The organism is Bacillus sp. HU-1818 (assembly GCF_022695965.1).
In the GTDB taxonomy this organism is placed as follows: domain Bacteria; phylum Bacillota; class Bacilli; order Bacillales; family Bacillaceae; genus Bacillus; species Bacillus atrophaeus.
In genome coordinates this window covers 443,077-467,626 of sequence record NZ_JAAPBE010000001.1, presented here as the reverse complement: position 1 = coordinate 467,626, position 24,550 = coordinate 443,077, and the positions used below count along the sequence as shown (strand labels likewise).

The 24,550-nt window shown below is 41.6% G+C and carries 28 protein-coding genes; 18 read left to right on the top strand and 10 right to left on the bottom strand.

The genetic code is table 11. The features are described 5' to 3' along the window. The 3 genes from pdhB (at position 1) to lpdA (ending at position 3,862) form a co-directional block, all read left to right on the top strand. On the top strand, positions 1–978 hold the full coding sequence (gene pdhB / locus GXP75_RS02090) for a pyruvate dehydrogenase complex E1 component subunit beta (protein ID WP_003329133.1): 978 nt from the start codon (positions 1–3) through the stop codon (positions 976–978). A gap of 132 nt (positions 979–1,110) precedes the next feature. After that, positions 1,111–2,445, top strand: coding sequence for a pyruvate dehydrogenase complex dihydrolipoyllysine-residue acetyltransferase (gene pdhC / locus GXP75_RS02085; protein ID WP_242556035.1), 1,335 nt, complete (start codon positions 1,111–1,113; stop codon positions 2,443–2,445). A 4-nt stretch (positions 2,446–2,449) separates the two neighbouring features. Beyond that, on the top strand, positions 2,450–3,862 hold the full coding sequence (gene lpdA / locus GXP75_RS02080; RefSeq protein WP_061571460.1) for a dihydrolipoyl dehydrogenase: 1,413 nt from the start codon (positions 2,450–2,452) through the stop codon (positions 3,860–3,862). Positions 3,863–3,912: 50 nt separating this feature from the next. Here lpdA and GXP75_RS02075 read toward each other — a convergent pair whose 3' ends face one another. Then, positions 3,913–4,287, bottom strand: coding sequence for a hypothetical protein (locus tag GXP75_RS02075; RefSeq protein ID WP_003329130.1), 375 nt, complete (start codon positions 4,285–4,287; stop codon positions 3,913–3,915). Between the two features lie 259 nt (positions 4,288–4,546). On the opposite strand from GXP75_RS02075, the gene GXP75_RS02070 reads away from it, so the two are divergent. Both GXP75_RS02070 and GXP75_RS02065 read left to right on the top strand, forming a co-directional pair. After that, positions 4,547–5,371 carry a polysaccharide deacetylase family protein gene (locus tag GXP75_RS02070; protein WP_061571461.1) on the top strand — a complete coding sequence of 275 codons (825 nt, stop codon included), beginning with the start codon at positions 4,547–4,549 and terminating at the stop codon, positions 5,369–5,371. Between the two features lie 139 nt (positions 5,372–5,510). Next, positions 5,511–5,630: a GapA-binding peptide SR1P gene (locus tag GXP75_RS02065; protein WP_003329127.1), complete on the top strand. Its 120-nt coding sequence runs from the start codon at positions 5,511–5,513 to the stop codon at positions 5,628–5,630. Positions 5,631–5,675: 45 nt separating this feature from the next. Here GXP75_RS02065 and GXP75_RS02060 read toward each other — a convergent pair whose 3' ends face one another. Further along, positions 5,676–7,148, bottom strand: coding sequence for an aminotransferase class I/II-fold pyridoxal phosphate-dependent enzyme (locus GXP75_RS02060; RefSeq protein WP_061571462.1), 1,473 nt, complete (start codon positions 7,146–7,148; stop codon positions 5,676–5,678). Between the two features lie 180 nt (positions 7,149–7,328). Between GXP75_RS02060 and GXP75_RS02055 the strand changes: the two genes are divergently transcribed. After that, complete coding sequence (locus GXP75_RS02055; protein ID WP_061571463.1) at positions 7,329–7,595, top strand: UPF0223 family protein; 267 nt, start codon at positions 7,329–7,331, stop codon at positions 7,593–7,595. 36 nt (positions 7,596–7,631) lie between these two features. On the opposite strand, the gene GXP75_RS02050 is transcribed toward GXP75_RS02055, so the two are convergent. Then, positions 7,632–8,270 (bottom strand): YktB family protein, encoded by a 639-nt coding sequence (locus tag GXP75_RS02050; RefSeq protein ID WP_242556034.1) that lies wholly within the window; start codon positions 8,268–8,270, stop codon positions 7,632–7,634. Positions 8,271–8,508: 238 nt separating this feature from the next. On the opposite strand from GXP75_RS02050, the gene GXP75_RS02045 reads away from it, so the two are divergent. The 3 genes from GXP75_RS02045 (at position 8,509) to GXP75_RS02035 (ending at position 10,094) form a co-directional block, all read left to right on the top strand. After that, positions 8,509–8,697, top strand: coding sequence for a hypothetical protein (locus tag GXP75_RS02045; protein ID WP_003329123.1), 189 nt, complete (start codon positions 8,509–8,511; stop codon positions 8,695–8,697). A 142-nt stretch (positions 8,698–8,839) separates the two neighbouring features. Then, positions 8,840–9,637 (top strand): inositol monophosphatase family protein, encoded by a 798-nt coding sequence (gene suhB, locus GXP75_RS02040; protein ID WP_242556033.1) that lies wholly within the window; start codon positions 8,840–8,842, stop codon positions 9,635–9,637. Beyond that, positions 9,624–10,094 (top strand): GNAT family N-acetyltransferase, encoded by a 471-nt coding sequence (locus GXP75_RS02035; RefSeq protein ID WP_061571465.1) that lies wholly within the window; start codon positions 9,624–9,626, stop codon positions 10,092–10,094. Before suhB ends, GXP75_RS02035 begins: the two co-directional genes overlap by 14 nt. Positions 10,095–10,265: 171 nt before the next feature. On the opposite strand, the gene GXP75_RS02030 is transcribed toward GXP75_RS02035, so the two are convergent. Further along, positions 10,266–11,180, bottom strand: coding sequence for a class I SAM-dependent methyltransferase (locus GXP75_RS02030; RefSeq protein ID WP_242556032.1), 915 nt, complete (start codon positions 11,178–11,180; stop codon positions 10,266–10,268). A 455-nt stretch (positions 11,181–11,635) separates the two neighbouring features. Next, positions 11,636–13,201 (bottom strand): M4 family metallopeptidase, encoded by a 1,566-nt coding sequence (locus GXP75_RS02025; RefSeq protein WP_214914779.1) that lies wholly within the window; start codon positions 13,199–13,201, stop codon positions 11,636–11,638. A 374-nt stretch (positions 13,202–13,575) separates the two neighbouring features. On the opposite strand from GXP75_RS02025, the gene GXP75_RS02020 reads away from it, so the two are divergent. Genes GXP75_RS02020 through GXP75_RS02005 form a run of 4 tightly spaced genes read left to right on the top strand, consistent with a single transcriptional unit; the run spans position 13,576 to position 16,601 of the window. Beyond that, complete coding sequence (locus tag GXP75_RS02020) at positions 13,576–15,528, top strand: hypothetical protein (protein ID WP_242556031.1); 1,953 nt, start codon at positions 13,576–13,578, stop codon at positions 15,526–15,528. Next, positions 15,518–15,793 carry a hypothetical protein gene (locus GXP75_RS02015; RefSeq protein ID WP_242556030.1) on the top strand — a complete coding sequence of 92 codons (276 nt, stop codon included), beginning with the start codon at positions 15,518–15,520 and terminating at the stop codon, positions 15,791–15,793. Before GXP75_RS02020 ends, GXP75_RS02015 begins: the two co-directional genes overlap by 11 nt. Beyond that, a complete protein-coding gene (locus GXP75_RS02010; RefSeq protein ID WP_242556029.1) occupies positions 15,793–16,314 on the top strand; it encodes a sigma-70 family RNA polymerase sigma factor in 522 nt (173 codons plus the stop codon). Before GXP75_RS02015 ends, GXP75_RS02010 begins: the two co-directional genes overlap by 1 nt. Continuing rightward, on the top strand, positions 16,311–16,601 hold the full coding sequence (locus tag GXP75_RS02005; RefSeq protein ID WP_106044888.1) for an anti-sigma factor family protein: 291 nt from the start codon (positions 16,311–16,313) through the stop codon (positions 16,599–16,601). The genes GXP75_RS02010 and GXP75_RS02005 overlap by 4 nt, the downstream gene beginning before the upstream one ends. Positions 16,602–16,647: 46 nt before the next feature. Here the strand turns inward: GXP75_RS02005 and GXP75_RS02000 are convergent, their stop codons facing one another. Then, positions 16,648–17,259 carry a hypothetical protein gene (locus GXP75_RS02000; protein ID WP_242556028.1) on the bottom strand — a complete coding sequence of 204 codons (612 nt, stop codon included), beginning with the start codon at positions 17,257–17,259 and terminating at the stop codon, positions 16,648–16,650. 276 nt (positions 17,260–17,535) lie between these two features. Then, positions 17,536–17,724 carry a YlaF family protein gene (locus tag GXP75_RS01995; RefSeq protein WP_003329112.1) on the bottom strand — a complete coding sequence of 63 codons (189 nt, stop codon included), beginning with the start codon at positions 17,722–17,724 and terminating at the stop codon, positions 17,536–17,538. A gap of 115 nt (positions 17,725–17,839) precedes the next feature. On the opposite strand from GXP75_RS01995, the gene typA reads away from it, so the two are divergent. Together typA and GXP75_RS01985 are read left to right on the top strand one after the other, a co-directional pair. After that, positions 17,840–19,678, top strand: coding sequence for a translational GTPase TypA (typA, locus tag GXP75_RS01990; RefSeq protein ID WP_061571472.1), 1,839 nt, complete (start codon positions 17,840–17,842; stop codon positions 19,676–19,678). Positions 19,679–19,733: 55 nt separating this feature from the next. Beyond that, a complete protein-coding gene (locus GXP75_RS01985; protein ID WP_003329109.1) occupies positions 19,734–20,051 on the top strand; it encodes a YlaH-like family protein in 318 nt (105 codons plus the stop codon). A 165-nt stretch (positions 20,052–20,216) separates the two neighbouring features. Here the strand turns inward: GXP75_RS01985 and GXP75_RS01980 are convergent, their stop codons facing one another. Together GXP75_RS01980 and GXP75_RS01975 are read right to left on the bottom strand one after the other, a co-directional pair. Beyond that, positions 20,217–20,423: a YlaI family protein gene (locus GXP75_RS01980; RefSeq protein ID WP_003329108.1), complete on the bottom strand. Its 207-nt coding sequence runs from the start codon at positions 20,421–20,423 to the stop codon at positions 20,217–20,219. A 91-nt stretch (positions 20,424–20,514) separates the two neighbouring features. Continuing rightward, positions 20,515–21,144: a YhcN/YlaJ family sporulation lipoprotein gene (locus GXP75_RS01975; RefSeq protein ID WP_214914765.1), complete on the bottom strand. Its 630-nt coding sequence runs from the start codon at positions 21,142–21,144 to the stop codon at positions 20,515–20,517. Between the two features lie 155 nt (positions 21,145–21,299). Between GXP75_RS01975 and GXP75_RS01970 the strand changes: the two genes are divergently transcribed. Further along, a complete protein-coding gene (locus tag GXP75_RS01970; RefSeq protein ID WP_214914762.1) occupies positions 21,300–22,628 on the top strand; it encodes a PhoH family protein in 1,329 nt (442 codons plus the stop codon). Between the two features lie 8 nt (positions 22,629–22,636). Here the strand turns inward: GXP75_RS01970 and GXP75_RS01965 are convergent, their stop codons facing one another. Beyond that, positions 22,637–23,122 (bottom strand): hypothetical protein, encoded by a 486-nt coding sequence (locus GXP75_RS01965; RefSeq protein ID WP_106044892.1) that lies wholly within the window; start codon positions 23,120–23,122, stop codon positions 22,637–22,639. A gap of 103 nt (positions 23,123–23,225) precedes the next feature. Between GXP75_RS01965 and glsA the strand changes: the two genes are divergently transcribed. Both glsA and GXP75_RS01955 read left to right on the top strand, forming a co-directional pair. Next, entirely contained in the window at positions 23,226–24,155 is a 930-nt protein-coding gene (glsA, locus tag GXP75_RS01960) for a glutaminase A (RefSeq protein ID WP_003329104.1), read from the top strand. Positions 24,156–24,262: 107 nt separating this feature from the next. After that, positions 24,263–24,544 carry an Fpa/YlaN family protein gene (locus tag GXP75_RS01955; protein WP_003329103.1) on the top strand — a complete coding sequence of 94 codons (282 nt, stop codon included), beginning with the start codon at positions 24,263–24,265 and terminating at the stop codon, positions 24,542–24,544. Positions 24,545–24,550 lie beyond the last annotated feature (6 nt).

Genomic DNA, 24,550 nt, shown 5'->3' with positions numbered 1-24,550 from the left:
ATGGCGCAAATGACAATGATTCAAGCAATCACGGATGCGTTACGCACAGAACTGAAAAATGACGAAAACGTCTTAGTTTTCGGAGAAGACGTTGGTGTAAACGGCGGCGTATTCCGTGCGACTGAAGGTTTGCAAAAAGAATTTGGTGAAGATCGCGTGTTTGACACGCCACTTGCTGAATCTGGTATCGGCGGTCTTGCCCTTGGTTTAGGCTTAAATGATTTCCGTCCGGTTATGGAGATTCAATTCTTCGGATTTGTATATGAAGTAATGGATTCAGTTTCAGGACAAATGGCACGTATGCGCTACCGTTCAGGCGGACGCTGGACTTCTCCAGTTACGATCCGTTCTCCTTTCGGCGGTGGTGTTCATACTCCTGAACTTCACGCTGACAGCTTGGAAGGGCTTGTAGCTCAGCAGCCTGGTCTTAAAGTTGTTATCCCGTCAACTCCATATGACGCTAAAGGTCTTTTGATCTCTGCAATCCGCGACAATGATCCGGTTGTATTCTTAGAGCATATGAAGCTGTACCGTTCTTTCCGTCAGGAAGTTCCTGAAGAAGAGTACACAATTGAACTAGGCAAAGCTGATGTGAAACGTGAAGGAACTGATCTTTCCATCATCACTTACGGTGCAATGGTTCATGAATCATTAAAAGCTGCTGAAGAGCTTGAAAAAGACGGCATTTCTGCTGAGGTTGTCGACCTTCGCACAGTCAGCCCGCTTGATATTGAAACGATCATCGCATCTGTAGAAAAAACAGGCCGCGCGATTGTAGTTCAAGAGGCTCAAAAACAAGCCGGCGTTGCTGCTAACGTAGTAGCTGAAATTAACGACCGCGCGATCTTAAGCTTGGAAGCTCCTGTGCTTCGCGTAACAGCGCCTGACACAGTATTTGCTTTCTCTCAAGCTGAGAGCGTATGGCTTCCAAACCATAAAGACGTTCTTGAAACAGCCAGAAAAGTACTTGAATTTTAATCAAACTTCATAAAAAGGGGGAAAAGACTTGATCTTTTCCTCCATTATATAATCAGAGGCGTGTGTTTCTGAATTTTCAATGCTTACGATTCAAACTTAAAATTGCTTAATCAAACTAGGAGGTCGAGAACTGTGGCATTTGAATTTAAACTTCCAGATATCGGGGAAGGTATCCACGAAGGCGAAATCGTAAAATGGTTTGTCAAGCCAAACGACGAGGTAGACGAAGATAATGTGCTTGCAGAAGTACAAAATGATAAAGCAGTAGTAGAAATTCCTTCACCTGTAAAAGGAAAAGTATTAGAATTAAAAGTTGAAGAGGGAACAGTTGCAACTGTTGGACAAACGATTATTACGTTTGATGCACCTGGTTACGAAGACCTTCAATTTAAAGGAAGCGAAGAGTCAGGCGACGCAAAAACTGAAGCTCAAGTTCAGTCAACTGGTGAAGCCGGACAAGACGTAGCTAAAGAAGAACGCGCAGAAGAGCCTGCTAAAGCAACTGGTGCCGGACAACAGGACCAAGCGGAAGCAGATCCGAATAAACGCGTTATCGCGATGCCTTCTGTACGCAAATATGCGCGCGAAAAAGGCGTTGATATCAAAAAAGTAACAGGTTCTGGAAACAACGGACGTGTTGTAAAAGAAGATATTGACAGCTTCGTGAATGGGGGAGCATCTCAAGAGACAGCTGCGCCGCAAGAAACAGCATCGAAAGAATCTGCTGCTAAGCCGGCTGCTGCTGCACCAGCTCCTGAGGGCGAGTTCCCTGAGACACGCGAAAAAATGAGCGGTATCCGCAAAGCAATTGCTAAAGCGATGGTTAACTCTAAACATACTGCTCCTCACGTTACTCTAATGGACGAAATTGATGTAACAAACCTTGTTGCTCATCGTAAACAGTTCAAACAGGTTGCTGCTGATCAAGGAGTTAAGCTGACATACTTGCCTTATGTTGTTAAAGCTCTTACATCTGCACTTAAAAAATTCCCTGTTCTAAACACTTCAATTGACGATAAAACAGATGAAGTTGTTCAGAAGCATTACTACAACATCGGTATCGCTGCTGATACTGAAAAAGGCTTGTTAGTTCCTGTTGTGAAAAATGCTGATCGTAAAGCGATCTTTGAAATTTCTGATGAAATCAACGGCCTTGCAACAAAAGCACGTGAAGGTAAGCTTGCTCCTGCAGAAATGAAAGGCGCATCTTGCACAATCACTAACATCGGTTCTGCGGGCGGACAATGGTTCACTCCGGTTATCAACCATCCAGAGGTTGCGATTCTCGGAATCGGCCGTATTGCTGAAAAAGCGATTGTACGTGACGGTGAAATTGTAGCTGCTCCAGTCTTGGCTCTTTCTCTCAGCTTTGACCACCGTATGATTGACGGAGCAACTGCACAAAATGCGTTAAATCACATCAAGCGTTTACTAAACGATCCACAATTAATTTTAATGGAGGCGTAATGTTATGGTAGTAGGAGATTTCCCTATTGAAACAGATACTCTTGTCATTGGTGCGGGACCTGGCGGCTATGTAGCTGCCATCCGCGCTGCTCAGCTTGGACAAAAAGTAACAGTCGTTGAAAAAGCAACTCTTGGAGGCGTTTGTCTGAACGTGGGATGTATCCCTTCAAAAGCGCTGATCAATGCAGGCCACCGTTATGAGAATGCTAAGCATTCTGATGATATGGGTATTACTGCTGAGAACGTAACAGTTGACTTTACAAAAGTTCAAGAATGGAAAGCCTCTGTAGTTGACAAGCTTACCGGCGGTGTTGCAGGTCTTTTGAAAGGCAACAAAGTTGATGTCGTAAAAGGCGAAGCTTATTTTGTAGACAGCAATTCTGTCCGTGTAATGGATGAGAACTCTGCTCAAACATACACGTTCAAAAACGCGATCCTTGCAACTGGGTCTCGTCCTATCGAATTGCCAAACTTCAAATATAGCGATCGCGTTCTGAATTCAACAGGCGCTCTTGCTCTTAAAGAAATTCCTAAGAAACTTGTCGTTATCGGCGGCGGTTACATCGGAACAGAGCTTGGCACAGCGTATGCGAACTTCGGAACTGAACTTGTGATTTTAGAAGGCGGAGACGAAATTCTTCCTGGCTTTGAAAAACAAATGAGTTCTCTTGTGAAACGCAACCTTAAGAAAAAAGGCAACGTTGAAATTCATACAAAAGCGATGGCGAAAAGCGTTGAAGAAAAAGCTGACGGCGTAACAGTCACTTTTGAAGTAAAAGGTGAAGAGAAAACCGTTGATGCTGATTACGTATTAATCACAGTCGGACGCCGTCCAAACACTGACGAGCTTGGCTTAGAGCAAGTCGGCGTTGAAATGACAGACCGCGGTGTCGTAAAAACCGATAAACAATGCCGTACGAACGTACCTAACATTTACGCGATCGGTGATATTATCGACGGACCGCCGCTTGCTCATAAAGCGTCTTACGAAGGTAAAATCGCTGCAGAAGCAATCGCTGGAGAGCCTGCAGAAATTGATTACCTCGGCATTCCTGCGGTTGTCTTCTCTGAACCGGAACTTGCGTCTGTGGGATACACTGAAGCGCAGGCGAAAGAAGAAGGCCTTGAAATCGTTGCTGCTAAATTCCCATTTGCGGCGAATGGACGCGCTCTTTCTCTTAACGAAACTGACGGCTTCATGAAGCTGATCACTCGTAAAGAGGACGGACTTGTTATCGGTGCACAAATTGCCGGAGCAAGCGCCTCTGATATGATTTCTGAATTAAGCTTGGCAATCGAAGGCGGCATGACTGCTGAAGATATCGCTATGACAATTCACGCTCACCCGACATTGGGAGAGATCACGATGGAAGCTGCTGAAGTGGCAATCGGAAGCCCGATTCATATTGTGAAATAATTGTTAGATTATACAACAAAACAGCCTCTGCTTAGGTGCGGAGGCTGTTTTTATTTTGCCAAAACATGCTGTAATGGCTTAATGATATCTTCTTTTCTTTTTACGCATCCCTCTATCTTCACTACAACATGACTTTGATCTACAACCATAAGTGTCGGGACGGTTTCTATTTCATCTTCCCATCCTTTTTTATCATCATAAACTTTCATATTTTCCACATGATCAGGATAATCCTTCTCTAAATCAAGAAGGGCGTCATAATAAGGAACTTCTTTATCTATATGGTCTTCATCAGAAAAAAACAGGATTTGAGTATGATGAATGCTGTCGACCCCGCTTTTTTTGACTGGGCTGATAGTCGAAAGAGTGCAGCCTGACAAAACCAATATCGTGATTACAATGGGGATTGCCGCGCGAAATAGCATCTATCTTTCTCCTCTGTATAAGATTATCAAACTTGTATTTCACCATTGGTAAACTAGTTCTAGTCTATCATGAGAACCGTTTAATCCTTGGCTTGTTACCTAAATGTTATATAATTGAAACCGTTTTTAAAGACAGATGATAAAACCTTCATATGGGCTGTATGAGTGAGTCGTTTCAGATGACACATTATTCTTCGTTCTGATCAAATTTTTTCGTTATACTGGAGGAAAATATAAATTTGAAATACGGAGGGTTTTGATGTTTAAAGCGTTTGTATTTATAACGATGATGCTGCTTTTGGCAGCCTGTAATTCTGAAACCAGTACAAATGAGGAAGGAAAAACAGACAAAACACATTCTCATGTGTCCGATAAGGAGAGCCAGCAGCAAAAAAACGAGAAGAAAAAAGCTGAGAAAGGCGATAAAGCCGAAAAAAAAGAAGCCAAGTATGAAATCAATCCTGACACCGCTTCTGTTCAGAAGCTGAAGGGAAATAAGGAAGAAAAGCCGGTTGTGCTCTTAACAATTGACGACGCACCTGATAAGCATTCAGCAGACATTGCAGATCAATTGCACAAACTGAATGCATCAGCAATCTTTTTTGTGAATGGACATTTTTTAAAAAATGAAGAAAATAAAAAAGCATTAAAGCATATTTATGATTTAGGTTTTATGATTGGCAATCATACAATGACACATCAAAATTTAAAGGATTTGTCGGAAAAAGAGCAAAAAGAGGAAATTCTCGGTGTGAATAAAATGGTCGAGGATGTAACCGGAGAAAAGCCTGCATTTTTCAGAGCGCCTTTCGGAAGCAATACAGATTATAGTGAGAAGCTGATTAAGCAGGAGGGGATGGTGAAAATGAATTGGACGTACGGGTACGATTGGGAAACAAAATACCAATCAAAAGATGCCCTTACTGATATCATGGTGAACAGCCCTTATTTAACTGACGGAGCTAATTTATTGATGCATGATCGGGAGTGGACAGATCATGCAATGCCGCAAATTGTGACAAAGTTAAGAGATAAAGGATACAAAATCATTGATCCAAGAGAAATAAAACAAGCGGCTGAATAACTGATTAATAAACATTTTTCATCCTCAAAAAATAAATGTGACATACAGTTTGTTGTTGACATTTTAAATGTGACATATTAATATAATAACAACAAAAGAAATTAAGCGTTTTCAAAAAAAGAGAAATGGGGAATGAGAGATGGGAACGATTGTTTGCCAAGACTGTAACGAAGCCATTCATTACTTTGAGGATGAGAAGGTTACAACGTTTTATGGAACGTGCTGCGGACAATGTCAGTGTCATCTTGAAGAAGAATAATAAAAGCATGCGGTGTAAAAGCCGCATGCTTTTTTGTTGTTTATTTTATTGTATGGCTTTTTGTTCCTTTATAACCCGAATCATTTGCAGCGTTGAATCTTCAGGTCCTTGGACAGGAAGCCCTGCTTCAAGATTCTTAAATATATAGCTGACGTTTTCTTCTGTAATGATCTCGCCGGGAATAAAGATAGGAATTCCGGGCGGGTATACCATAACAAACTCAGCGATAATTCGTCCCGCAGACTCTTTTAAAGGGATGATTTCTGTATTGGCATAAAAAGCGTCCCGCGGAGTCATGGCGAGTAACGGAATATTAGGAAGAAGAACCTCAGTTTGATTTTGTTTACAATCACTTGCTGAAGCTTGGCGGGCGATTTCTTCCAATGCCGTCACCAAACGCTCTGCATCATCAGTCCGGTCTCCGGGGGTGAAGATACACAAGATATTATACAAATCCGACAGTTCTACTTCGATGTTATATGATTCACGAAGCCATTTTTCTACATCGTGACCTGTAAGCCCCAAATCCTTAACGGAAATGATTAATTTTGTCGGGTCATAATGGTACGCCGCTTTTGAACCGATGATCTCGGAGCCTACACAATATATGCCTTCGATATGATTCAGCCGTTCTCTCGTTTGGCCGGCAAGCATAATGGTTTCTTCAATGAGCTGATGCCCTTCTGTCGCCAGACGTTTTCTTGCCACGTCTAAAGAAGCCAGAAGCAGATATGATGTGGATGTCGTTGTCATCATACTGAGAATGGTTTGGACTCTTTCCTTTGACACAAGGCCTTCTTTGATATTTAAAATAGAGCTTTGGGTCAGTGATCCGCCCAATTTGTGAACACTGGTTGCTGCCATATCAGCTCCGGCCTGCATGGCTGAAAGCGGCAATTGATCATGGAAATGAATATGAACGCCGTGCGCTTCGTCTACGAGCACAGGCACATCAAAGGAATGAGCAAGCTCCACAATGCTTTTCAAATCAGCGGCCACTCCAAAATACGTCGGATTGATAACCAAAAGTCCCTTGGCATCAGGATGCTCAGTGAGTGCCCGTTTGGCTGATTCCGGAGTGATTCCATGAGATATTCCAAGTTCATTGTCAATTTCAGGATGAATAAAAATAGGAACAGCTCCAGAAAATACAATGGCTGTCATAATTGACTTGTGAACGTTTCGCGGAATGATGATTTTGTCTCCCGGTCCGCAAACCGCCATTACCATTGTCATTATGGCGCCGCTGGTTCCTTGTACAGAAAAGAACGTATGATCAGCGCCAAAAGCTTTGGCAGCGAGATCCTGCGCATCTTTTATAATACCCTTCGGCGCATGAAGGTCATCCAATGGTTCAATGTTAATTAAATCTATACTTAGCGCATTTTCGCCGATAAATTGTCTGAATTCAGGGTCCATTCCTGCCCCTTTTTTGTGGCCGGGAATGTGAAATTGGACAGGCTGTCTGCTTGCGTGCTTTTTCAGCCCGGTATATAGGGGTGTATCATGTTGCGACAATTGTTTTCCCACCTTCTTCATAATACCTTAACGTTAGTGTGTGTTATATTTCGTTTGTCAAACCGATTTTAGACGTAAAACAAATGAATTATATTACGAACTTGAAAGAAAGTAAAGAACAATTTATGATCTAATAAGGATGTTTCCTAAAAGGGAAGCAGTGAATAAGGAGTGAAGAAAATGAATTACCAATATCCGATGGATGAGGACTGGACAACAGAAGAAGCGGTGGATGTGATTGCTTTTTTTCAGCAGGTTGAATTAGCCTACGAAAAAGGGGCTAACCGTGAAGAACTGCTGAGTGCCTATCGACGCTTTAAAGAAATAGTGCCGGGGAAAGCACAGGAAAAAACAATATGCAGCGAGTTCGAAGAGCAAAGTACATATTCTCCGTACCGTACGGTAAAACAAGCGAAGGGATCAGAAGAAGCGATCATTAAAATGTAAGAAAACGAGCCGGATGAAAGTCACGGCTCGTTTTTCTTATGCTTGCGTCACTTTTTGGGTCAGTCGGTACAAAAAGGCAAGCTGTTGAAATGCATCTTCAATTTTTGAAAGAAACTCCTGGTTATTCATCTGAAGCACTTCTTCTTTTTGAAGCTGAATGCCGCATAAGAGCTCGGCTTTTTTGATTGTTTGTAATCGTTCGAACAAGGTTTTGAGCTGTTCTCTGTCCATGTCTGACTGCTTGTACACGCCAGGTTTCGTATGATCGGCTGACCAGACAAAGCTTCCGGGAATTTTTTTCGTGATACTGTCTTGCTGTGCTTCGAGCAATTTTCCGTATTCCTCTTTAATCGGAGACTCATAAATAATCGCAAACCATACAAATACATGAGTTTCCCACAGCCCGATTTGAAAATGAGGCAGTTTTTTGTATCCTCTTTTACTGTTGGCAAACGCAACCCAGCTATCGGCAGGAGGGTTGACGGATCTTCTGGCGTGCTTTGCGACATGGGGAAACATTTCGTCACCGGTTAGAGCGGATAAAGAAAGTGCGAAATGCTCTCCTAAAGCGGTCAGCTTCGGCCGGACTTGCTCTTTCAGCACCTCCATACGGGCATCCAAACCTTCTATAGTAAATGTGTTAAAGTCTTCTTCCGTAAAACGCATGTGTGTCATGATTTTCCTCCTTAAACTAAGTATTCATATTTTATCATAGATAGAATCACCAGCAAAAACATTGAGCACGTTTTAATTGAAGGGAAATGTGGTAATCAATGAGTAGGTAAACACACAATTTTCAGAATCATGTTACAGCTGATTATAAGATTCATACGATATAAGAAGTATCATTATTGATTTGGGAAAATGGGATGCTTTTTAACACACAAATGATCTCTGGAAGGGGCGAAAGACAATGAGGCAAGTTGTGAAAGAAGGGTTTAAGGAAGAGAAAAACAACCGTGAAGCTGTCTGGAGACTAGAGGTTGATTATGAATTGGCAACCCTGTATGAGGCTCTGCAAAAAGGCAATGATGAACAAATTGATCTGACCAAACGCAAGCTTGAACGTCTCAGAAAAGAATGGATTCGTCTGAACGGTTAAAAGCTATAGTAAAAACGAACCGCTTGACTGGTTCGTTTTTACGTGAGAAGGCATTTTTTTCATATTTCTTGCTTTTTTACCGTTATTATCAGTATGCTAGAGAATAAAGAAAAAGGTATACATAGAAAAGAGGTACGGCGACATGACAAATTGGACGGAAATTGATGAAATTGCGAAAAAGTGGGTAAGAGAAGCGGGCAGCAGAATAAAACAATCCATGCATCAAAATTTGACAATAGAAACAAAATCAAATCCGAATGATTTAGTCACAAATATTGACAAGGAAACGGAAAAGTTTTTTATTGACCGCATTCAAGAAACGTTTCCCGGCCATCGCATACTCGGAGAAGAAGGACAAGGAGACGAACTCCATTCATTGGACGGAGTGGTCTGGATTATCGACCCGATTGATGGGACGATGAATTTTGTACACCAGCAGAGACATTTTGCGATATCAATCGGAATTTTTGAAAACGGAAAAGGCAAAATCGGTTTAATTTATGATGTGGTGCAAGATGAGCTGTATCACGCATTCAGCGGAAAGGGAGCTTATATGAATGAAACGAAGCTTGCTCCTTTACAGGAAACCTCCATTGAAGAAGCGATTCTTGCCATTAACGCTACATGGGTGACAGAGAACAAAAGAATCGATCCAAGCGTTTTAGCGCCGCTTGTGAAAAGAGTAAGAGGCACGCGTTCCTATGGATCTGCCGCTTTAGAACTGGCTAATGTCGCAGCGGGGAGAATTGACGCTTACATTACAATGCGGCTCGCTCCCTGGGATTATGCAGCCGGCTGTATCCTGTTAAATGAAGTGGGGGGCATATATACGACAATTGACGGGGAACCGTTCACCTTTTTAAAAAATCACAGTGTATTGGCCGGAAATCCTTCCATACATAGAACGATATTCGAAGAGTACCTGCATGCTGGAAAATAGATATTTTGAACAGGATGACCTCAGCTTGTTAGAAAAGCTTGCGGAAGCTCATCCTGCCTGGAAAGAGGAGGAGCTTGGAGAGAAGAAAGATTTAGCAAGCTATATGCTCTCCTATTCCATGTATAACGGGTCATGGCTTGTATGGGAAAAAGACGGTCTGCCTATTGCGGTCAGCTACCATCTTGAGTGGGCCCCTTCCAATGGAAAGCCGTGGCTTGGAACAGTGTTAGTTGACCCTGCTGAAGAAAAAAAGGGATATGCCCGGACGATTATTGAACAGATCGGCCAAACGCTTAATGAAAAACATAAAGCGATGTTTGCAGCGGTTCCAATCAATCGGAATGAGTGGATACTGTTTTTGAGTCAATGCGGCTTTGAACAGTTGAAACTAGAGAAAGATGAGAATGGCAAACAATTTATCATCTTAGTAAAGCCCTTGGCAGAAGCTGATACTTAAATCGCTTTTTCCAAGGGCTTTATGAAGCTGCCGTATGAGTGACGGCAGCTTCTTTTCTTTAGGCTTTGTTTATCATGTTAGACGTACCGGTCTGTGAATTAGCAAAAATAATAAACAGCCTCCCAATCTTTAGCGATAGATTGAGAGGCAAGTTTGTTACTGACTGAAATATTATTTTTTTATCGCATGGATATAATGAATCGTTTCGAATGCAGACAGATAATCCGTCCGATTAGTAAAGAAAAGGTCATTGATCGCAGCTGGTGATAAATGTTCATAAATCAGCAAACCTGATTTTTCTAACATGTTTTCGATTTCATAATAAGTGAAACAAGATTTCATTGGTTCTCCACTTGCCGAAGCCATTTTCACCATATTTTTAACTCTATTAGACATGCCTTTTTCTTCAAAGAGTGTTTCGTCTGCAAAATCAAAAACGATAGAGCTTCCTGGTGGGACCTTGGCAAATAAATCTTTAATTAACCTTGAATTTTCTTCTTTCGTTAAATAATAAGAAACGCCCAATAGGCTAAAGAAAGTTTTTTTATTTTCAAATCCTTCATCTATCAGTTGCTGATAAGAAAACTTATTGGTAAAGTCCATCGGAACAAAATGAAGATTACCCGGGATTTTAAAATTGGCATTATCCAACTTTTTCTTTTTAAATTCCTGTGTAGCCGGATAATCAATTTCAAATATTTCTAAGCTGTTTTTCAATTCAGGACGCCGGAAACAAAAAGTATCTAATCCTGCTCCAAGTATGACGTACTGTTTTAACCCTAACATTACCTCATGAAGTATTACTTTTTCACAATACGCAGCACGTGCTAAGGGCGTTGGAGAAAGCTGGACTTGGGTAATCCATTTTAAAATTTCATCCGGATCATCTTGAAACCTTTGAGCAAGATCTTTGTTGAAGAACTGTATTCCTTGAATCATATTCTCACTGATGTCTGAAAACTCTTTTTGAGAAATTAGATCTTTTGCAATAAAATCATCGAAAATTTTTGGTGTGTCATATTTACTGTGATATGCTCGACCAAAAGCAGATATTAAGGAAGTTAAACTGGACTCATTTTCCTTCATACAATGACCCTCCCGCATAAACAAAAAAGATTCCCCTGGCCAGGAGAATCTTATTATACATATAAATATTTTAATTTTCAATTATAGCACAAATAAATAATTTTGTCAATAAAAACTTATGTATAAAAGTGTCAGATTATCACTTTTACAATTTCAAGTGTATGGGCTTGGGTAAAACCGAATTCGGCACCTTTTTACTTTATACATAGCCGTATCATGGACTGCTGTTGTAAGTGTCTAGGAATCAGCGCTTTCCACATACGGAACAACATCATCCTGATCTCCATGCATAATTATAATAGCGGGTACCTCACTGTGCACATAGTCAGAGCTTGCTTTTAAGCTCTTCCAATAAGTTTTGATCCCGCAGAATGAAAGAGGGGGAATCAATTAATTTTAAAAACAACAAAGCCTGAGACATTTGCATCTCAGGCTTTGTTAAGTATTTCAAAGGATTACAAACCTACAGCATTCCAGGCAGCTTCCACCTTAGCGGCGTCAGTTGAGCCGTAAAGGTCGCGTGCAGATTGAATCAAGGCAGCCTTCGCCTCTTTGAAAGTGGAAGAAGGCGTGAGGTACGTTGTTAACGCACGGTAATAAATCTGCTGTGATTTAGAAACGCCGAGTTTTGTAATGGTATTGTAAGCAGCTTTGTTTGGAATTCCGCTGTTAGTGTGCACACCGCCATAATCACCTTCATCCGTATTCGGCAGGTTTTGATAGTCGGCATAATTGTCAGGCTGGTCATATTTAGTTGGATTTGACAGACTGCGGAGAGCCGGCTGGCTGACCGTAATGTCTTCACCGATATCCCAGTCTTCTGTATCGTTAAAATAACCAAATACGTCGGAGAAAGACTCGTTTAATGCCCCTGGCTGATTTTCATAGATAAGGTTTGCCGTTTCTTGTGTGACACCGTGTGTCATTTCATGCGCCGTCACATCCAATGAACCGGAAAGCGGGGAGAAGAATGACCCGTCGCCGTCACCATAAATCATTTGATCTCCTGTCCAGGCGGCATTATTATAACGGCTGCCGAAATGAACCGAAGAAACGATTTTGCTGCCTCTGTTATCATAGCTGTTGCGTTTAAAATTAGAATAAAAATAATCATACACTTTACCCAAGTTATAGTGAGCATCAACGGCTGCCCGCTGTGATGAAGCTGTGAATTTATTTGTCGTGCTTGAGACAAGCGTTCCTGGAAGGCGGCTTTCTCTATTTTGCAAATCGTACGTGATAATTTGAGTGCCTGTTGGTTTTGAAAGGTCTCTTAATACATATTTGCCATTTTCTGAAGAGATATTAAGTGGAACCGTGGCTCCTTTTAAGGTTGTGCCTGTTCCTGTAGCAGCTACATGCTCTATTTTATTTTGCTGTTTTAATATTTTTCCTGTTTCAGCATCAACGATGACTTCCCAGTTTGCAGGTTCCGGTTCGATATAGCGAATCGTCACATCATAGGCAAGACGGTAGCTGCCATCCTCAGTTTTAACTGCTTTTAAATCTGCTTTGTTGCTGTTTCCGGCATTGCCGTTTGACACAGCATCTTGTGCTTTGCCTATTGCTTTGAAAGCCAGTGACAAAGCTTTCCCAGAGGACACTTTTTTACTATTATCTGTTTTGGAAGCAGATTCATTGTGTAATTCTCCATTAATCGCATAGACATTATCGGCTTTGTCGACGTGAATGATCACTTGTGAATCTTTAATAGGCACTCCATTAATGACGGGAGCATATCGAAAATGCTTGTACCCGAGGTTATCTGTCGTGCTTTCAACAAGCTTCAGCCTCTTGGAAGGGTCACCTTTAAAAATGGCGCTGTTCTTTTTCAAAAACTGTTTTACAGCTGCGTCATTATTAGCAGCCAGCTCCGTTTGCGCTATTGCGTTTTTCGACAGGAAGTTCGTTTGATTCTCCTTAAGCTGATGACTTTCTGCAGCCTGAACTCCCGGAAGGCTGATTGACAAACTCATAAACGAAGCGGCGACAGCAACAGACAATTTCTTACCTAAACCCACAATAAATCCCCCTTTTTTGAAAAAACTGAAAAATCTTATATCATTATATTAAACGAGCATTCTAGGTTTCACAACAAAAATTAACATTACTAGACAAAATTGATATATTTGACCTGTGTTTACTTTTGTTGAATAATATCGAAATAAGCCAAGTGTCATACGAGATGCGTTATTTGTGTTTGATTGGAAGACATTTGTGTTTTCTCTTTTTTTTCAATAAGCCGTTTGACGCTTTTTGTAAGCCTGTGCACATTCAGAGCATAAAAGAAAAGAGTTGTTTAGAGAGGGAGACTTTTTTGTTTTTATTGAAACTTTTTAATAAGTGGTGTGTCTAACCGAATGAGGCCTTAATAAGATGTAAAGGATTGTTGGACATGTTGGAGTTATTCAGTCATTATATATTGCATTTTGAGCGGTATTTTATTTTAAGCAGGCAGAGCGTTTTGATTATTCAATGGTCAATCGTCGGGCTTGCCGCTTTATACGCTTTGACGTATCACCCGAAAATAAATCAACGGGCCGCGCTGTTTTATTCAGGAGTCGTCCTGCGCGTTATTTTATTAGCGGGTGTGTCGATTGAACTTTTTCATCAGGTAAAGGCGACCGATTTTACCAGTGCCTATTTGGCGTCTGAGGGACAAGAGCTTTTGCCTCTTCTTCACTTTTTTATGTACGGATATGTACTGCTTGCGGCATTTCATTATATGTTAATGCTGCGTGACAACAATAGCCATGGGATGTTTTATACTTTTGACCTTGCTGTTGTCAGTATGCCGATTGTACAGGTGGTCTTCAGTTTTTTCTCATACTGGAAGCGGAATCCAGACTATATGGAAAAGGAAGAGATCATGGTTTCGTTGGGAATATTTGCTTTGATTCTCTTACTTTTGGCTACATTAAATCTATTATTTTTTAAATTGTACTGGAAACAAAATAAGCGTTTGCTAGGTATTTATTATACGCTGGTCATAGGATTGCTTGTACTGCTGCTCATGCCGTATCCGGAGGAGTTTGCAAAAGATTACGGGGCATTATTTCCGTATACAACCTACCTTACCTTATCCTTGTTTTTGATGAGTTATCATTTGTTTCTGAGGTCAAAAAAGAAGTTTCCGCGGATGAAAAAGTGGCTGACGATTGGCACAGTGCTATTTTTTACGGCACTTTTAAACCCGGTATGTAATATGGGGGATGCCGCTTTTGCTTTTTCAAAGCCGACTGTTGTTGATCGAGCTGACTACGTTGGTGAACATATTTCTTCAGAAAAGGCGGTACAAATCTTAAAATCATTTTTTCCGACTGAGGAGAAAATGTATTTATCAGAAACAAATATGGATTTGCATTATTTTTATCAATTGAAAACAGCAAGTTACGAAGCAGAAGTTGACGAAGTATCACAAATGATCCAAAACTACAGTTATGGAAAAGAGCCAAAAGGAAAAACGCTGACAGATAAAGAGTATATAGAAAAGTCGATACATTTTCTCGAGAAGAATGGCCGAATTCTGAATAAGAACATAGAAGTTAAAGTATCGAAGGAAAACAATCAAACGGTAGTGCAGCTTTTCTTGAAAAACCAATTTGCCCAGAAGAAAAAAGAGGTTGACATCAATTCAGCTGCTTCTTTTTATTGGGAAAAAGAAACGCTGATGGGATTTAGCGAAACCCCTTCGGTCTATAAGATGGAATCGCTTCCGCAAGTACATATCACAAAAAAGGACATTTATGCTCAAACAGAAAAAGTGCTTCATGAACTGAAGCAGCCTGTCACAGCTTATCAAATTACAAAACTGGATATTAACAGCCTTATCGGAAGCCGATTGCAAGTTGAGACGAAAGAGGGGATAAAGCTTGAGTTTAACACGGCGTCCGGGGCATTGGAGGAAATGACCCTGCCTCGCAGTCTGGGCTATTCGCTTCATGATCAAAATTTGCGCCGACAGCTTTTAACTCTGTTGGGCGCCGAACATGTCAACCAGGAGGAACAGCTAGAATCAAAAGATGATCTTACATTTATATACCGTGATTCAGCAGCCAAATATGAATTTTCTCTATTTGAAGATCAAGATGGAATGACGGCTGACAGCTATCTGGCTCCAAGGTCATTTCCCTACACCTATCGAGACGGAAAGAAGGCTTATGAAAAAGCAGCCGCAGGTTATAAGGACATCATTTACAAAAAACGGACAAAACCCATCATAGCGACAAAGGGCGGCGAGAGCTTTTATGCCTGGCTTGTCATTATTCAGCCATTCGGCTCAAACCGGCACGATGCATATGTGGTCGATGCGGAAACAAATGAGGTGATGAATCTTTATGAACAGTAAAGAAAAAGAGTCTGTTTTTATAGATTTATACGAGCTTTATCGAGAAGGGGAGCTTGAAGAAGAAACGATGAAATGGATGAAGCAGCACGAATTGGCCTTTCAGCACAAGGCAGAAAGAAGAGAACGGCAATTGAAAGAAGAGTTTTCAAGAACCCCGCGGGACCATGAGCGTGACCAGATCAGACATGTGAAAATGTACGTTTATTCTTTGTATGTTCTCTTTATATTGCTGTCTATTTGGATGACGGTGTGGTTTTATTTTTAATGAAACAAAAGATTTCAATTGAACACTTATACCATGAGCATTATAAAGAAATTACGTTTTATTTATTCAGGCGGACCCGCCATCTGGAAACGGCTAAGGATTTAGCCCAAGATACTTTTATTAGGGCATTTAACGGGCTTGATTCGTTTAAAGGGCACTCTTCCATAAAGACATGGCTTTATACAATCGCCCATCACACGTTTATCAATTGGTACCGGCGCGATGTGAAATACCAATTTTCTGATATCAGCGCAAATGAAAATCTTATGCAATCGACATATGAGCTGCCTGAACAGCATCTTTTTCGGACTGTCAAAAACGAAACGCTCAAGCAACAAATTTCTCAACTGACAGATAAGCATCAATCGGTGCTGATATTAAGGGAATTTCAAGAACTTTCTTATGAAGACATAGCGGAAATCTTGGGCTGGAGTCTTTCCAAAGTGAAAACCACTCTCCACAGGGCGAGGCTGGAGCTGAAAAAACGAATGTCAGCGAGCGGGGAGGATGGACAGATATGACTTGCTATCTTGTGAGAGATTTGCTCCCTTTATATATAGAAGGTGACTGCGGCAAAGAAACGGAAACGTTTATAAAAGAGCATATAAGTAACTGTGAAGAGTGCGGAGAATTATATGAATTAATGAAGGAGCCTATTGAACTGGAATCGGAGAACGAGGAAGTTGTTCTATTAGAGACGGAAGAAAAGCGATTTCAACAAAGGTATTATGGCCTGCTTCTGATAAAAGCAGCCTGTTGGTTCGGTGCTGTTTTTATTGCAATGCTCATCATAAAGCTGCTGATATAATATAAAAAAGCGCCCGGCCGATAAGGACCGGGCGCTTTTTTGATGGTTAAGCTTCAGGGTGGAGCGCGTTATATATAGCCGCCAACTGCTCTTGAGAGAGAGAACTGAAAAGCTTTTCATAAATTTTCACTTGTACAGGTGTGGCACCTGCTTCGATTGCTGCATCATTATCAAATGAATATTCACCATCTGCTTTAACAATGGATGCCTGAAGAATTTGAATTTTATGAGAGAAGGAAGTGAAAATCTTATCGACAATAAGAGCTTCTTTTTCCGTGAAACCAAGCTCCTGCGCTTTCTCAACATCAAATTTGTACTCACCATCTTCTATATAAATACTCTGTGATACGATCTCAATGAATTCGGATGATGTATCCCAAATTTTCGCGATAACTTGAGCTTCTTCCTCTGTCAGACCCAATTCGACTGCTTTTTCACTGTCAAAAAAGTATTTGCCGTCCTTTTCATATATAGACTGATTTAAGATATCGATAAATTTTTCAAGATCCTCTTGGTTTACAACAGTATGATTCGCAACCGACGTGCTGGAATTAAATGCTCTTTCACTGGCGGAAGCGTCAGGTCCGAACGCAAGCAAAGTGGCTGAAGTAAGAGCGGCAGTTGTTAATATGGCTTTTTTAAAGAATGGTTTGTTCATTTTTTTCTCTCCCTTTTTGTGAATGTTTTGGTTACATTAACCATTATAGGGGGAGAATGGTGTAAGAAAAATGGGCTTTATGTTATTTTATGTCTTTTACCGGCGGACTATTTGTTCTGTTAAAAAATAGGAATCTCAGCTGAATGAACTAACATCCTGAATTTATTTTGCGGCTTCCTGACTAGCTTTCGGGTGAGATAAGACTTAAAAAACACCGCTATAGAGAGCGGTGTTTTTTCTTTCTGTGATTAATTTTTTCGCTGAACGGTAATGCTTTTAATCAAGCAGCCCTTGTTCGCGCATTTTTCTTTTTAAAGTGAATCCGCTTCCCATGACAGCACAGACAAGCAAGATGCTTCCAATGATGCCTAATGCGCTTTTTTCGGCGATTGAGACGCCGATCAGCATAATGCTGAAAACTGCCGCGAATGCAAATAATAATAAAACCCATTTGATCTTTTTCATAATCCGCCATCCCCTTTTTACATCTTCATCATAAGTTTACAGAAAAACGTGACGCTTTTAAAGAGGATGTGTGATATAATATGAAAGTTATCTATTTATTTTAGGAGATGAAAATGTGAAACTTCGAACAGATCTTCGCAACATCGCGATTATTGCCCACGTTGACCATGGGAAAACGACATTGGTCGATCAGCTTTTGCATCAGGCTGGTACGTTCCGTGCCAACGAAAATATCGCCGAGCGCGCTATGGACTCAAATGATCTTGAACGCGAACGCGGTATTACAATATTAGCGAAAAATACTGCGATTAATTATAAAGATACACGCATTAATATTTTGGATACTCCGGGACACGCAGATTTCGGGGGAGAAGTAGAACGTATCATGAAAATGGTTGACGGCGTATTGCTTGTTGTTGATGCCTATGAAGGCTGTATGCCGCAGACTCGTTTCGTATTAAAGAAAGCACTGGAACAAAACCTTAACCCGGTTGTTGTTGTAAACAAAATCGACCGTGATTTTGCACGTCCTGAAGAAGTAATTGATGAAGTTCTTGACTTGTTTATCGAGCTTGACGCTTCTGAAGAACAGCTTGAATTCCCTGTTGTTTATGCTTCTGCGATTAACGGGACAGCCAGCCTGGACCCGAAACAGCAAGATGAAAACATGGAATCTTTATATGAAACGATTGTAAATCATGTTCCTGCTCCTGTTGATAATTCTGAAGAGCCGCTTCAATTCCAAGTTGCACTTCTTGATTACAACGATTATGTCGGCCGTATTGGAATCGGACGTGTATTCCGCGGAACGATGAAAGTCGGACAGCAAGTTTCCTTAATGAAGCTTGACGGAACAGCAAAATCTTTCCGCGTAACGAAAATCTTAGGTTTCCAAGGCTTGAAGCGTGTGGAAATTGAAGAAGCGAAAGCCGGAGATCTTGTGGCTGTTTCAGGTATGGAGGATATTAACGTCGGTGAAACGGTGTGTCCTGTTGAGCATCAAGAGCCGCTGCCGATCCTTCGCATTGATGAGCCTACTCTTCAAATGACATTTGTTGTGAATAACAGTCCCTTCGCAGGCCGAGAAGGAAAATACGTTACTTCACGTAAAATTGAAGAGCGCCTTCAAGCCCAGCTTCAGACAGATGTCAGCTTGCGCGTAGAGCCGACTGCATCACCTGACGCTTGGGTGGTATCCGGACGCGGTGAGCTTCACTTGTCTATTTTAATTGAAAACATGCGCCGTGAAGGTTATGAGCTGCAAGTATCAAAACCTGAAGTTATCGTCAGAGATATCGACGGTGTCCGCTGTGAGCCTGTAGAACGGGTTCAAATTGATGTGCCTGAAGAGCATACCGGTTCTGTTATGGAGTCAATGGGTGCAAGAAAAGGCGAAATGATTGATATGATCAATAACGGTAACGGGCAAGTCCGCCTGATCTTTACTGTGCCTTCCCGCGGCTTAATCGGATACTCAACTGAGTTCCTTTCATTAACGCGAGGCTTCGGTATTCTTAACCATACATTTGACAGCTACCAGCCGATGCAAAAAGGCCAAGTCGGCGGACGTCGTCAAGGTGTGCTTGTTTCAATGGAAAACGGAAAATCTACGGCTTACGGAATTCAAGGAATTGAAGACCGCGGTGTGATTTTTGTTGAGCCTGGTACAGAAGTATACGAAGGAATGATTGTCGGCGAACATAACCGTGACAACGACTTGGTTGTTAACGTAAGTAAAATGAAACAGCAGACAAACGTGCGTTCAGCTACTAAAGACCAGACAACAACCATTAAAAAAGCGCGTATCATGTCTCTTGAGGAATCTTTAGAGTACTTAAATGAAGATGAATATTGCGAAGTAACGCCAGAATCCATCCGTTTAAGAAAGAAAATCCTTAATAAAAACGAACGCGAAAAATCTGCTAAAAAGAAAAAAACAGCAGGATTGTCCTAATCCCTTGCAGAATTTGAAAAGGTAGTACCTGCACGTTATAGGGGAGGGAACCTTTTTGAATGAAGTGAGCGAACGCCTGTCGTTCTTTGCTGCTCTCTATAAAGTGGATGAGCAGCCGGGAACGGGCATGTGGCTGTTATACGGAACGATCTTTGTTTTGGCTGTTATCGTATTTAAACTCGGCTTTGCCAAGCGGCTTCCTATTTTAAAATCAGCCGTTGTCTACTTGTTTTTAGCGCTCGGCTGTACTGTATTAACCTTTTTGGGTGTGTTTTTGCCAGTCGCCGAGGGGTTGGTTGTGGCAGCGCTGATTTTAATCATATACAAAATCCGTTTGCATCAGTCGAAAAAAGAACAGTCGGCGGAATCGTAAATAAAAATGACTTAGCCAAGCGGCTAAGTCATTTTTTTCTGACAAGAATGATAATCGTAATAGGAAGCGCCGGAAATGAGCGGCATTTTTTATGTGAAGGTAATTAAGATCAATAGTAAAAAATCTGGCCTGGGGCTGATATGCGTTTCATACGCGGACCATGCCTCATTTTTTCACTTTTTCTTTTTTAGGTTGTCCAGGGTGAAAAGAGAAGCGCCCGGTGTTCAACCGTTCTTCAGTCCTGATTTTTATCCGTTCATGACATACTTGGCACATATATGTATGAATCGGGCGGTTTCGAAGCCGTTTCGCCATCAGTGTTTCATCATCAATTTGTTCAATCTTGTCGCAAATAGAACATTGAACCCTCATTGAATATCACCTCTTTCACTCTGAAAAGCATTATACCATGGATTTCCGTTTTTCGAAAAAAAGAAAAAGCTTAAGCCGTTTGGCTTAAAGCTTAATCATTTTTGTTCTTTTTCATATGATTGTCTGATTGGTCGTTTTGTTCCTGATCCAGTTCTTTTTTCTGCTTTTGATTAAGTTGGTCATTATTATGTTCGGTCTGTGACTCTTTTTCGTTGTCTGTCACGTCGTTTGGCACTTCAGGGAGCACTCGGCCGACAATTGCAGCCAGTTCATCCAAAATGCCTGTGACCGGACGCCCGGCGGTGATCTCCCTGCCCATTTCCTGTAAACGGCTGACTGTGTCCGGGTCAGCAACGACAGCGGCATTGGCGCCGTATGGGTCATTCTTTAAGGCTTGAGCGACGGAGTACTTGATGGTTTCAACTTTGCTTCTCTCCAGGGTGTCGTCCACATCAATGCCGACAACCGCATATCTTCCAAGAACGATGGCTGTGGCATCTTTTACTTCAGGCACTCTCTCTGTGACCTTGACAAGGTGCTTTGCAATGTCTGGCCGGGATGTATTGTCTGCGGTTTCCTGTGAAGTGTTTTTCACATGAATCGGTTTAGAATTCTCTTGTCTCGCGGAATCATTTTGGAGATGCTGCTTAGAGTCTCCCTGTTGGTTGGCACATGCTGACAGCACAAGAACAGCTTGGATGATAATGAAAAGAATTCGCACTTGCAGGTTCCCTCCTTGAAATGCATTCAATAATTTTATTGTTGAATTAACCTTCTATCTTTATTCACAAAAACATATATTTTAGCAGGCACTTCACCATTTTTCATCTAAGAGAAGCAGGAAGGACTTTGACCCTTATATCGGGAGGCTGAGACTTGAGTAAAATTTATGTGTTAGATACGAACGTATTATTGCAGGATCCTAACGCCATTTTTTCTTTTGAAGAAAATGAAGTTGTCATCCCTGCTGTCGTTTTAGAAGAGGTTGACTCAAAAAAGCGGTATATGGACGAAGTTGGGAGGAACGCGAGGCACGTATCTAAGCTGATTGACGGATTAAGGCTGAAGGGAAGACTGCATGAACAAGTGCCGCTCGACTGCGGAGGAACGCTCAGGATTGAGCTGAACCACCGCTCTTTCCATCAGCTTCAAGAAATATTTATTGAAAAAACAAATGACAATCGTATACTGGCGGTTGCTAAAAATTTAAGTCTCGAAGAAGAAACAAAGGAAGAGGGACGGCCTGTCATACTGGTCAGTAAGGACGTGCTGGTGAGAGTGAAAGCGGATGCGATCGGTCTCTTGGCTGAGGACTTTTTAAATGATCGGGTTGTGGACAATGATGACATGTATGCCGGCTATAAAGATTTGTATATCAATAAAGAACTCTTTTCCTCTTTTTATGGGAAAAACCAAATTGAGGCGAAGGATCTAAAGCACCATCGGTTTTATCCGAATCAGTTTGCGTTAATGAAGGATGAGCTGGGCGGATCTTCTTCTGCGGTCGGCATAGCTGACAAAACCGGAACAATCGTTAAAAGGCTTGTGTTTGATGATGAGCACGTATGGGGAATCAGACCGAAAAATGTGCAGCAGACTATGGCTCTAGAGCTTTTGCTGCGCGAAGATATTCCGCTCGTCACCTTGACAGGAAAAGCGGGCACAGGCAAAACGCTTCTTGCTTTGGCGGCTGGGCTATTGCAGACCGAAGACTTAGGCATTTATAAAAAGCTCATTGTCGCAAGGCCAATCGTCCCGGTCGGAAAAGATATCGGCTATTTGCCGGGAGAAAAAGAGGAAAAGCTTAAACCATGGATGCAGCCTATTTTTGATAACTTGGAGTTTCTGTTCAACGCAAAGAAACCGGGAGAGCTGGAGGCCATTTTGGCCGGGATCGGTTCGATTCAAGTGGAGGCGCTGACATATATCAGGGGAAGGAGCATTCCGGATCAATTTATCATCATTGATGAGGCGCAAAACCTGACCAAGCATGAAGTGAAAACTTTACTGACTAGGGTCGGGGAAGGCAGTAAAATCGTATTGATGGGTGATCCAGAACAAATAGATCACCCATATTTAGACAGTTTAAATAATGGTCTTGCATATGTGGTGGAACGGTTTAAAGAACAGCATATTTCCGGCAGTGTCAAGCTTCTAAAAGGGGAGCGGTCCGGACTCGCCCAGCTAGCTGCGGATCTGCTGTAGCTTATGCCTTAGATAATTTCTAATTCTTTTAGGCCGGTGATCGGCTGCTCACGATTTGAGTGATCGGCAAAATAAATGTGAACGGGACCGTCCTCTTGTAACGGTTTGCCGGTTTCACTAAAATGGACAATACTGTCCAGTGCCTTATCCAGCGGAACAGAAATTCTTTCCGTATTGGTGATAAATACACATTGGGCAGCAGATTCCAGTGGCTCGGCATTTTTCAGCACAGTGCCTAGTTTCATCGCAAAGCTGCCATTCATCAGTTTTTCTTTTTCGAACCGCTTTTCTGTTTTTAATGTCGGCGGGGCAATTTGCCCTTCCCTGATCAGACGCTCTGTATCCAGTGTTTCTTGCTCTTCCCCCGTTTGATAGCTGGTTGCGGATTCTTTATTCCAACTGTCAAATGGGAACTTGCGGTCATCAAAAATCCAAACGCTTGGATCAATCGTAATCGGGTATGTAACATTGCCTTTTACTTGTATGATACTCATGCTTATGACCTCCTTCTCTCAAAAGTATAAAAGTTTTCGCATGAATTGTCACTTTACGTAACAAATTATGTGTAATGAACTGCTGAAGAGCGAGGGTGATCATATGGTATGCCGGCATAATGATGAGTTGGAAGCACTAGTGCGAGAAGCGAAAAAAATGACAGGGCGGGGAAAAGTGGCTGATTATATTCCTGCATTGGCAGAGGCTGATGAGAATGACCTTTCTGTGGCGATATATTATACAGAGAATACATGTCTGTCAGCCGGTGATATAGAAAAAACATTTACTCTTCAAAGCATATCTAAAGTATTGTCGCTTGCGCTCGTGTTGATGGATTATGGTAAAGACAGGGTATTCAGCTATGTGGGGCAAGAACCGACCGGAGACCCGTTTAATTCTATTATAAAGCTGGAAACGGTGAATCCGAGCAAACCGTTAAATCCGATGATCAATGCTGGCGCACTAGTAGTTACGAGCTTAATCAAAGGAAAGTCTGCAAAAGACAGACTCGATTATTTACTTGCGTTTATCAGAAGGCTTGCGAACAATGAGAAGATAACATACTGCCAAAATGTGGCGGAGTCTGAATATAAAACATCTATGATTAATAGGGCAATGTGTTATTACATGAAACAATATGAGATCCTTCATGGTGATGTGGAATCTGTGATGGATTTATATACCAAACAATGCGCGATTGAGATGAACAGTCTTGATTTGGCCAAAATCGGATGTGTATTTGCTTTAAACGGAAAACATCCTGAAACGGGGGAGCAAGTCATCCCGAAAGATGTTGCCAGAATTTGCAAAACTTTCATGGTGACATGCGGCATGTATAATGCAAGCGGAGAATTTGCCATCAAGATCGGAGTTCCTGCGAAAAGCGGAGTATCAGGGGGCATCATGGGCATCTCGCCATATGATTTCGGCATCGGCATTTTCGGTCCGGCCTTAGATGAAAAAGGCAACAGCATAGCGGGCGTGAAGCTTTTGGAATTAATGTCTGAGACATACAGGCTGAGTATTTTTTAATTTCGCTATTATCATGACATCTGCGTAAATCCTCTTGCAATTTTAGCTGATACCATTTATGATAAATAGAAGAATTAGGTACTCGCCTGGGGAACGGAGGGATACTTTTGGCTTCAGAGATGATAGTTGACCATCGGCAGAAGGCACTAGATTTGCTGAAATTAGATGCTGAGAAGATTTTGAAGCTGATCCGAGTACAAATGGATAACTTAACGATGCCTCAATGTCCTCTTTATGAAGAGGTTTTGGATACTCAAATGTTCGGACTGTCGAGGGAGATCGATTTTGCTGTCCGTCTGGGATTAGTTGATGAAAAAGACGGAAAAGAGCTTTTAACCACATTGGAACGCGAATTGTCAGCTTTACATGACGCGTTTACAGGAAAATAAATGATA

Bases quoted from the DNA above. Each gene is read 5' to 3' on its own strand.
- GXP75_RS02005 (WP_106044888.1), top strand. From the start codon at position 16,311: ATGACTTGCTATCTTGTGAGAGATTTGCTCCCTTTATATATAGAAGGT.
- GXP75_RS02000 (WP_242556028.1), bottom strand. From the start codon at position 17,259: ATGAACAAACCATTCTTTAAAAAAGCCATATTAACAACTGCCGCTCTT.
- GXP75_RS02020 (WP_242556031.1), top strand. From the start codon at position 13,576: ATGTTGGAGTTATTCAGTCATTATATATTGCATTTTGAGCGGTATTTT.
- GXP75_RS02010 (WP_242556029.1), top strand. From the start codon at position 15,793: ATGAAACAAAAGATTTCAATTGAACACTTATACCATGAGCATTATAAA.
- suhB (WP_242556033.1), top strand. From the start codon at position 8,840: ATGACAAATTGGACGGAAATTGATGAAATTGCGAAAAAGTGGGTAAGA.
- GXP75_RS02045 (WP_003329123.1), top strand. From the start codon at position 8,509: ATGAGGCAAGTTGTGAAAGAAGGGTTTAAGGAAGAGAAAAACAACCGT.
- GXP75_RS02070 (WP_061571461.1), top strand. From the start codon at position 4,547: ATGTTTAAAGCGTTTGTATTTATAACGATGATGCTGCTTTTGGCAGCC.
- GXP75_RS01980 (WP_003329108.1), bottom strand. From the start codon at position 20,423: ATGAGGGTTCAATGTTCTATTTGCGACAAGATTGAACAAATTGATGAT.
- GXP75_RS02035 (WP_061571465.1), top strand. From the start codon at position 9,624: ATGCTGGAAAATAGATATTTTGAACAGGATGACCTCAGCTTGTTAGAA.
- GXP75_RS01995 (WP_003329112.1), bottom strand. From the start codon at position 17,724: ATGAAAAAGATCAAATGGGTTTTATTATTATTTGCATTCGCGGCAGTT.
- GXP75_RS02015 (WP_242556030.1), top strand. From the start codon at position 15,518: ATGAACAGTAAAGAAAAAGAGTCTGTTTTTATAGATTTATACGAGCTT.
- glsA (WP_003329104.1), top strand. From the start codon at position 23,226: ATGGTATGCCGGCATAATGATGAGTTGGAAGCACTAGTGCGAGAAGCG.
- GXP75_RS02065 (WP_003329127.1), top strand. From the start codon at position 5,511: ATGGGAACGATTGTTTGCCAAGACTGTAACGAAGCCATTCATTACTTT.
- GXP75_RS02030 (WP_242556032.1), bottom strand. From the start codon at position 11,180: ATGAAGGAAAATGAGTCCAGTTTAACTTCCTTAATATCTGCTTTTGGT.
- GXP75_RS02075 (WP_003329130.1), bottom strand. From the start codon at position 4,287: ATGCTATTTCGCGCGGCAATCCCCATTGTAATCACGATATTGGTTTTG.
- GXP75_RS02050 (WP_242556034.1), bottom strand. From the start codon at position 8,270: ATGACACACATGCGTTTTACGGAAGAAGACTTTAACACATTTACTATA.
- pdhB (WP_003329133.1), top strand. From the start codon at position 1: ATGGCGCAAATGACAATGATTCAAGCAATCACGGATGCGTTACGCACA.
- lpdA (WP_061571460.1), top strand. From the start codon at position 2,450: ATGGTAGTAGGAGATTTCCCTATTGAAACAGATACTCTTGTCATTGGT.
- GXP75_RS02055 (WP_061571463.1), top strand. From the start codon at position 7,329: ATGAATTACCAATATCCGATGGATGAGGACTGGACAACAGAAGAAGCG.
- GXP75_RS01965 (WP_106044892.1), bottom strand. From the start codon at position 23,122: ATGAGTATCATACAAGTAAAAGGCAATGTTACATACCCGATTACGATT.